Source organism: Kitasatospora sp. NPDC004745 (assembly GCF_042873275.1).
Classification (GTDB): Bacteria; Actinomycetota; Actinomycetes; order Streptomycetales; family Streptomycetaceae; genus Kitasatospora.
Map to the genome: position 1 here is coordinate 1 of NZ_JBIALK010000059.1, position 6,297 is coordinate 6,297.

General features: G+C 78.1%; 3 protein-coding genes and 1 pseudogene. 2 read left to right on the plus strand and 2 right to left on the minus strand.

The genetic code is table 11. The annotated features are described in order from the left end of the window. Nucleotides 1–127 precede the first annotated feature (127 nt). Entirely contained in the window at nucleotides 128–1,063 is a 936-nt protein-coding gene (locus ACFYUY_RS39930) for a DUF2797 domain-containing protein (RefSeq protein WP_387908410.1), read from the minus strand. A gap of 165 nt (nucleotides 1,064–1,228) precedes the next feature. Further along, entirely contained in the window at nucleotides 1,229–3,436 is a 2,208-nt protein-coding gene (locus ACFYUY_RS39935; RefSeq protein ID WP_387908413.1) for an FUSC family protein, read from the minus strand. A 434-nt stretch (nucleotides 3,437–3,870) separates the two neighbouring features. On the opposite strand from ACFYUY_RS39935, the gene ACFYUY_RS39940 reads away from it, so the two are divergent. After that, entirely contained in the window at nucleotides 3,871–6,018 is a 2,148-nt protein-coding gene (locus tag ACFYUY_RS39940; RefSeq protein ID WP_387908415.1) for a restriction endonuclease, read from the plus strand. A gap of 174 nt (nucleotides 6,019–6,192) precedes the next feature. After that, nucleotides 6,193–6,297 (plus strand): annotated as a pseudogene (locus ACFYUY_RS39945) (ABC transporter ATP-binding protein); the annotation flags it as partial.

Here is a 6,297-nt window from a genome sequence, read left to right on the forward strand (position 1 = left end):
GCACGACCGGGTCAGGACTCCAAGTCCCAGCCGCTCCAGGCGGGATATCAGCACACCGGCTCAACCGGCCGGCGACCCCAAAAGCAACGGCATTGCGGTGGCACCGTCCCGGGGCGGGCCCCTGGCGTCAGAACAGCGCCTCCTGGGTGTCCGGCTCGGGCGGGCGGATGCACTCCTCCAGCCCCAGCCCCTCGGACGCCCGGCCGGTGACCGGGGTCAGCGCCCAGCCGGTGAGCTGCCGGGTGTCCAGCAGCAGCGGACCGGAGCCGTCCGCCTGGTCCAGGAAGAGGTGCCGGCCGACCGGCGGCCTGAGCCGCCCCGCGACCACCGCACCGGCGGCCAGCCCTCGGACGTACCGGTAGGCCTCCGGGGCGCCGCCGGTGAGGCCGAAGCGCTCCACGTGGTCGGTCACCGGGCGGTCGGCGGGCAGTTCCAGGGCGTGGCCGTCCAGCAGCCGGTGGGCCCGGGCGCGTGCCTCTGTGAGGACGGTCCGGCGGTGCTCCGCGTCGCCGTGCGACCACCAGTGCGCCGTCTTGACCCGGCTCTTGAACCGCTCCCGGGCCAGGCCCGAGGCGGCGATGGTCAGTTCGGCGCGGCGCACCGACGGAAGGCTCCCCCGGGCGGTGAACGCGTAGGCCAGCGCGCCCTGTTCGAGCAGCCGGCTGTCGCCGCGCTGCTCGGCGGTCAGGCCCACCTTGAGCAGGCCCTCGCCGAACCAGGCGAGGTAGAGCAGGTAGGTGCGGCCGTCGTCGAGGATCTGGTCCCGCGCGAGGGCCAGGCCGCGGTCCACGCTCTGGCAGGCCGGGCACTGCACCGCGGCCCCGTCCGGATCGATCACCGCGTGGTGCGGGCAGGGCGTCCGCTCCGTCGCCCCCGCCAGCCAGGCCCCGGTGCAGCGGCGCGGACCGCCGAGCAGCCACCCCACCTCCGCGCCCGGCACGACGGCCCGCTCGTGCACCTGCGCACCGCGCACGGCGCCCAGCACGGCCCGCCCGTCCTGCCAGCTCAGCCCCGTGGAGACCCAGCCGCCGGGTCGTTCCGGGTGCTGTGGTGCGATCGTCACGGGCGTCCCCTCCCTCTGGTCCTTGCCGACCCAGCGAGGCTACCCGCACCCGGCGACACCACGGGCCGGCCCGGGGGAACCGGCGGGGACCAGGGCCGACCCGAGCCGACCCGGGCCGGCCGGCCGCGGGCGGGGGCACGGCCGGGCGGCGGGACGGGGCAGGGCTCAGTCCGGCGGAGGGCCGTGCACCTGCTCCAGGTCGTCGAGCAGCCCGGCGAGCCAGACCGCGACGTCCACGGTGTGCGGCGACACCTCGCCGTCCGGCCGCCCGCCCGTCCGCCCGCCCGGCCCGTCGAGCCCGCCCACCAGGGCGGCCCGGGCCCTGGCGAGGTCGGGCTGCACGACCCCGGCCGGTTCGCGCGCCCGCAGCGCCGCGGCCTGCCGGCGGAACACCTCCGCGACCTCCGCCGCCCGCCGCTCCAGCACCGCCGCGCCGCCGGGGCCGGCGGCCGCCGTCCCGGGCGGGATGCGGGCCAGCAGGGGCTCGGCCCCGTGCACGGTGTGCTGTCCGGCGCGGACGGCGGCCTGCCAGTTGGGCCCGTCCGCAGCCGGGTCGTGCCGCTCGCTGCGGTACTGGGCGTACATCGCCTCGGTGAGCAGGGCCGAGCGGCGGGCCCGGTGCAGCGCGCCCGTGGCCGGCCCGGCGCCGGTGACGACGGCGACCGTCTCCCGCAGGGCTCCGGCGCTGTCGTCGAGCATTCCGGCGGTGCGCCGGCGGAGGTCCTGGGCACCGCCGCGCGGCCAGGCGCAGAACCCGGCGAGGATGCCGATCGCTGCACCGGCGGCCACGTTGACCAGCCGGGCCTCCGCCAGCCGCCAGCTCGCGGGCGCCAGCTGGGTGAAGACCAGCGCGACCACCACCGTGAACAGCCCCTGCGCCCAGGCCAGCCCGAGCACCGGGCCGACGGTGAAGGCGAACAGCATCACCGGGGGCAGGGCGGTCGCGTACACCAGCGGGCGCTCCCCGATCCCGAGCAGCAGGGCGGCCGTGACGGCGGCGCCGCCGGCCGTGCCGACCAGCGCCGGGCGCAGCGTCATCCGGGTGTCGGCCGCGCTGGTGCGCATCAGGGTGAGGGTCGCCAGCAGCACCCAGAAGCCGTGCGAGAGGTCGAGGCCGCCGGCCAGCAGCCGGGCCGCGCCGAGCGCCCCGGCGGTGCGCAGCGCGTTGCGGAACGCGACCGAGCGCGGGGTCAGGTTGGCCCGGAAGCGGCGCCACCAGAGCAGCGGGGCGGGGTCGTAGGCGTACCAGAACGGCCCGGGCCGCTGGTCGGCGGGCGTGTCGTCGGGCGGCAGCGGCGCTCGACGGCTGACCCTCGTCGCGCGGGCGACGAACCGGGCGCCCTCGGCGGCGTCCAGGGCGGCCGTGCCGAGGGCCGTCCGCGCGAGCGGGCCCGGGTCGGGTCCGGAGCCGTCCCGGTGCGCGGAGCGCTCGGTGTCGAAGGCGGTGAGCGCCCCGTCGACCCGCGCGGTCCCCGGGGCGGCGCCGCCCCGCCGCACCCCGGCGGCCGTCGCGCGCAGGGTCGCGGCGGTGGCCGCGGTGAGGTCGGCCGCGCCGGGGTAGGGCCCGCCGGCGCGGGCCAGCCGGAGGATCCGGACGAGCTGCGGGCCGGTGTAGTGCAGCGCCGTCGCGCAGTGGGTGAGGGCGCGGTCGACCGCGCCGGCCGAGGCGGGCCGTTCCATCAGCGGGATCCGGGAGAAGCGCAGCTCGTCCAGGCGGGCGCGGGCCCGGTCGGTGGCGGCGGTGACGGCCGCCGCGGGGGCGGCCCGGTCGGCGGTCGCGCGGGCCGCCAGATCGGCCAGGTCGGCGACCGCGGTGGCCGCGCCCGACAGCCGGTCCCGGTAGTCCGGCGGGGCCGGCTCGGGCCACAGCAGCAGCTCGGCCGCGGCGAGCAGCAGCAGGCCCGCGGCGACGCCGAGCAGCCGTTGCGGGAGGGTGTCGGGGCTGTACGGCGGGAAGCAGGGGAGGATGTAGAAGAGCTGCAGGCCGTTCGCCAGGCCCACCAGCCGGGGCCCGCCGACCGCGCCGAAGGCCACCGCGAAGCCGACGCCGACCATGCCCAGCGCCGCCGTCCAGGCGTGCACGGCGAGCGCGGTGCCGACGCAGACGAGCGCGCCCGCGAACGGCAGCGCCAGCAGGACGGTCCGGGCCCGGGCCCGGGCGGAGCCCTCGATCCGGGACAGCACGCCGAGCGCGATCGCCGCGAACAGCGCGTAGGTGGCCGCCACCGGGAGGTCCAGGACGTAGCGGAAGGTGTAGAAGCCGGCGCACGCGGCGAGCGTGACCCGCACCGCGCGGTGCACCGTCGAGGCGTCGGGGCGGACGCGGCGCGGCTGCTGCTGCTGCGGCGGCGTCGGCCCTGACGATCGGCGCATCGCTCCTCGCTCCTCGCTCCCGCGCGGCGGGCCGCCCCGGCGCGGGTGCCGCCGCCGGGCGCGGGCATCGGACTCCTCCACGGTAGGACGCCCTCGCCGCGGGCGCCGACCGGAGACGGGGCCGCAGACGCGGGCACCGACCGCAGGCGCAGGCACCGACCGCAGACGCGGGCACCGACCGCAGACCCGAGCCCCGTCGAAGCGGCCGGCCCCGCCGCGACCGACAGCGGCCCCCGCGACGTACGGCTGCGGCCCCCCTCTGGCGACCGGCGGACGCCCGAGGACACGGGCCGGGGCACGCCCCCGCACGGCGGCCCCGCACGGCCGGGGCGCCGCAGGTCGCGGGCGCTTGGCCGGGCAGGGTGTCCACGTTCTATTGTGGCGGGCGCGGTCGGTGGCGTCGCCGGGAGGCGACGCGGACAGGAGGGGTGGACGTGGCGGGGCGGCGGAACGACGGGGTGCTGGCGATCTGGGCGGAGGCGCAGCGGCAGCAGCAGCGCCGGGAGGAGGCCCGCTGGCGCGCCGAGGCGGCGGAGGAGCGCCGCCGGGAGCGCGAGCAGCGGGAGGCACAGCGGGCGACGGCCCGGACCGAGCGGGAGGCGAAGGCCGCGTACCAGCAGTCCCGGGAGGCGGAGGCGGCCCGGCGGACCGCCGAACTGGACGCCCGGGTCGAGGAGTTGCGCGGACTGCTGGCCGCCGGACTGGCGGCGCCGGCGTTCGGCCCGCAGGCGCTGCTGGCGCCGCGCGCGGTGCCGCCGTTCGACCCCGGCCCGCTGGGCGTCCCGGTGCCGATGCCGGACCAGGGCGCCCCGGCGTACTACGTGCCGCCGCCGGACCACCTGCAGGCCCGCAACCCCGGCGTGCAGCGCCAGTACGAGCAGTACCTGGCGCAGGCCCGGGCCCGGTTCGAGCAGGACTGGTATGCCGCGCAGGCGCAGGAGGCGGACCGGCAGCACCGGTTGGCCGCGTACCACCGGGAGTACCTCGCCTGGGCCGCGCAGTTCCGTCACCAGGACGAGGAACGCGCCGCCCGCACCGAGGAGTTGCTGCGCCGGCTGCGCGCCGGCGATCCGGAGGCCGTGCAGGAGTACTTCACGGCCGGCCTGTACGCGTCGGCGGCCTGGCCGGAGGGCTTCCCGCACCGGCTGGTGGCCGCCTGGGAGGCGTCGAGCCGGCAGCTGGTGGTGAACTGGGAGCTGCCCGGCGCGGACGTCGTCCCGGCCGCCGCGCGGGTGCGGTACGTGAAGGCGGACGACCGCGAGGCGGAGGTGGCCCGCCCGGCTACGGAGCGCAAGGCGCTGTACCGGGAGGTGCTGGCGCAGTCCGCGCTGCGGCTGGCGGCGGAGCTCTTCCGGGCGGACCGCGACGGCATGCTGGACTCGGTGGTGCTGAACGGCTTCGTCCGCGGCATCGACCCGGCGACGGGCCGGGAGGCCGAGCGCTTCCTGTCCACCCTGACCGCCTCCCGGGCCGGTTTCGCCGGGCTGGCGCTGGACCGGGTGGCACCGGTGGAGTGCTTCCAGGGCCTGGGCGGCAAGCTCTCGGCGCGACCGGAGCGGCTGGACGAGGTGCGGCCGGACCGGCTGCCGGAGACGGTCGGCGGGAGCCTGGCCGGGCACGGCGGCGAGGACGACCCGGACCTCTTCGAGATGGACCCGATCGACTTCGAGGAGCTGATCGCGGAGCTGTTCCGGCTGCGCGGCTTCCGGGTGATGACCACGGCCCGCAGCGGCGACGTCGGCGTGGACGTGGTCGCCGAGGACCTGGACCCGGTGACCGGCGGCAAGATCGTGATCCAGGCGAAGCGCTACCGGAAGACGGTGCCGCCGACGGCCGTGCGCGACCTGGAGTCGACGGTCCGTCACCACGGCGCGAACAAGGGCATCCTGGTGACCACCGCCGGGTTCGGGCGCGGCTCGTACAGCTACATCGAGGGCAAGCCGCTGACCCTGGTCAGCGGGCCCGAGCTGGTCGAGCTGCTGGCGGAGCAGGGGCTGCGCGGCCGGCTCGGCGGGGGCGCCGGGGCTCCCGCCGACGGGGCGGCCCGGGCGGCCGAACCGGCCGAGCGGCACAGCAGTCTGACGGTCAGCTGGCAGAGCCGGACGGCCGGCGGGGACGCGGTGGAGCTGGACGTGACCGCGTTCCTGTGCGCCCGCGGACGGGTGCTGACCGACGAGCACTTCGTGTTCTTCAACAACCCGCAGGACCCGGACGGCGCGGTGCGGCTGCACCCCACCCACTCGGTGCCGGGCGAGCCGGCCCGGGCCGTCCGGCTGACCGTGGACCTGGAGCGGCTGGCGCCGGCGGTGGACGAGGTGGTGGTCGCCGTCTCCACCGAGGAGGAGGAGCCGCCGGCCCTGCCGCTGGGCTACGTGCACGGGGTCGCCATGGCGGCGACCTACGGCCCGGGCACGGCCGGCCCGGCGCAGTGGGCGGCCGGCACCGGGGGCGTGCCGGACAGCGCGATGCTCGTCGGTTCGTTCCAACGGTCGGGCGACGGCTGGACGTTCAGCCCGTCGGGCCGGTCGGTGGCGAACGGGCTGCTCGGGCTGGCGGGCGCGTTCGGGGTCGCGGTGGAGTAGCGAGGGGGACGAAGGTCCTCAGGGACCGGCGTCATACCTCAGGAGGAGAAGGCCCCCGCCGCGCCGCCGGGACGGCGGGGGCCGACCCTCCCCGGGGCATACGCGTCGGGCCCGAACGGCTTGGGAGGATGGATCGGAATCCGAAAGTCCGTTCCCAGCCCCTGGAGCACCCCCGTGACGTTCCCCGCAACCGCCGTCCGCACCGGCCGGGCGGCCGCCCGCGCCACCGGCCTGAACAAGGTCTACGGGGAGGGGGAGACCCGCGTCGTCGCCCTCGAC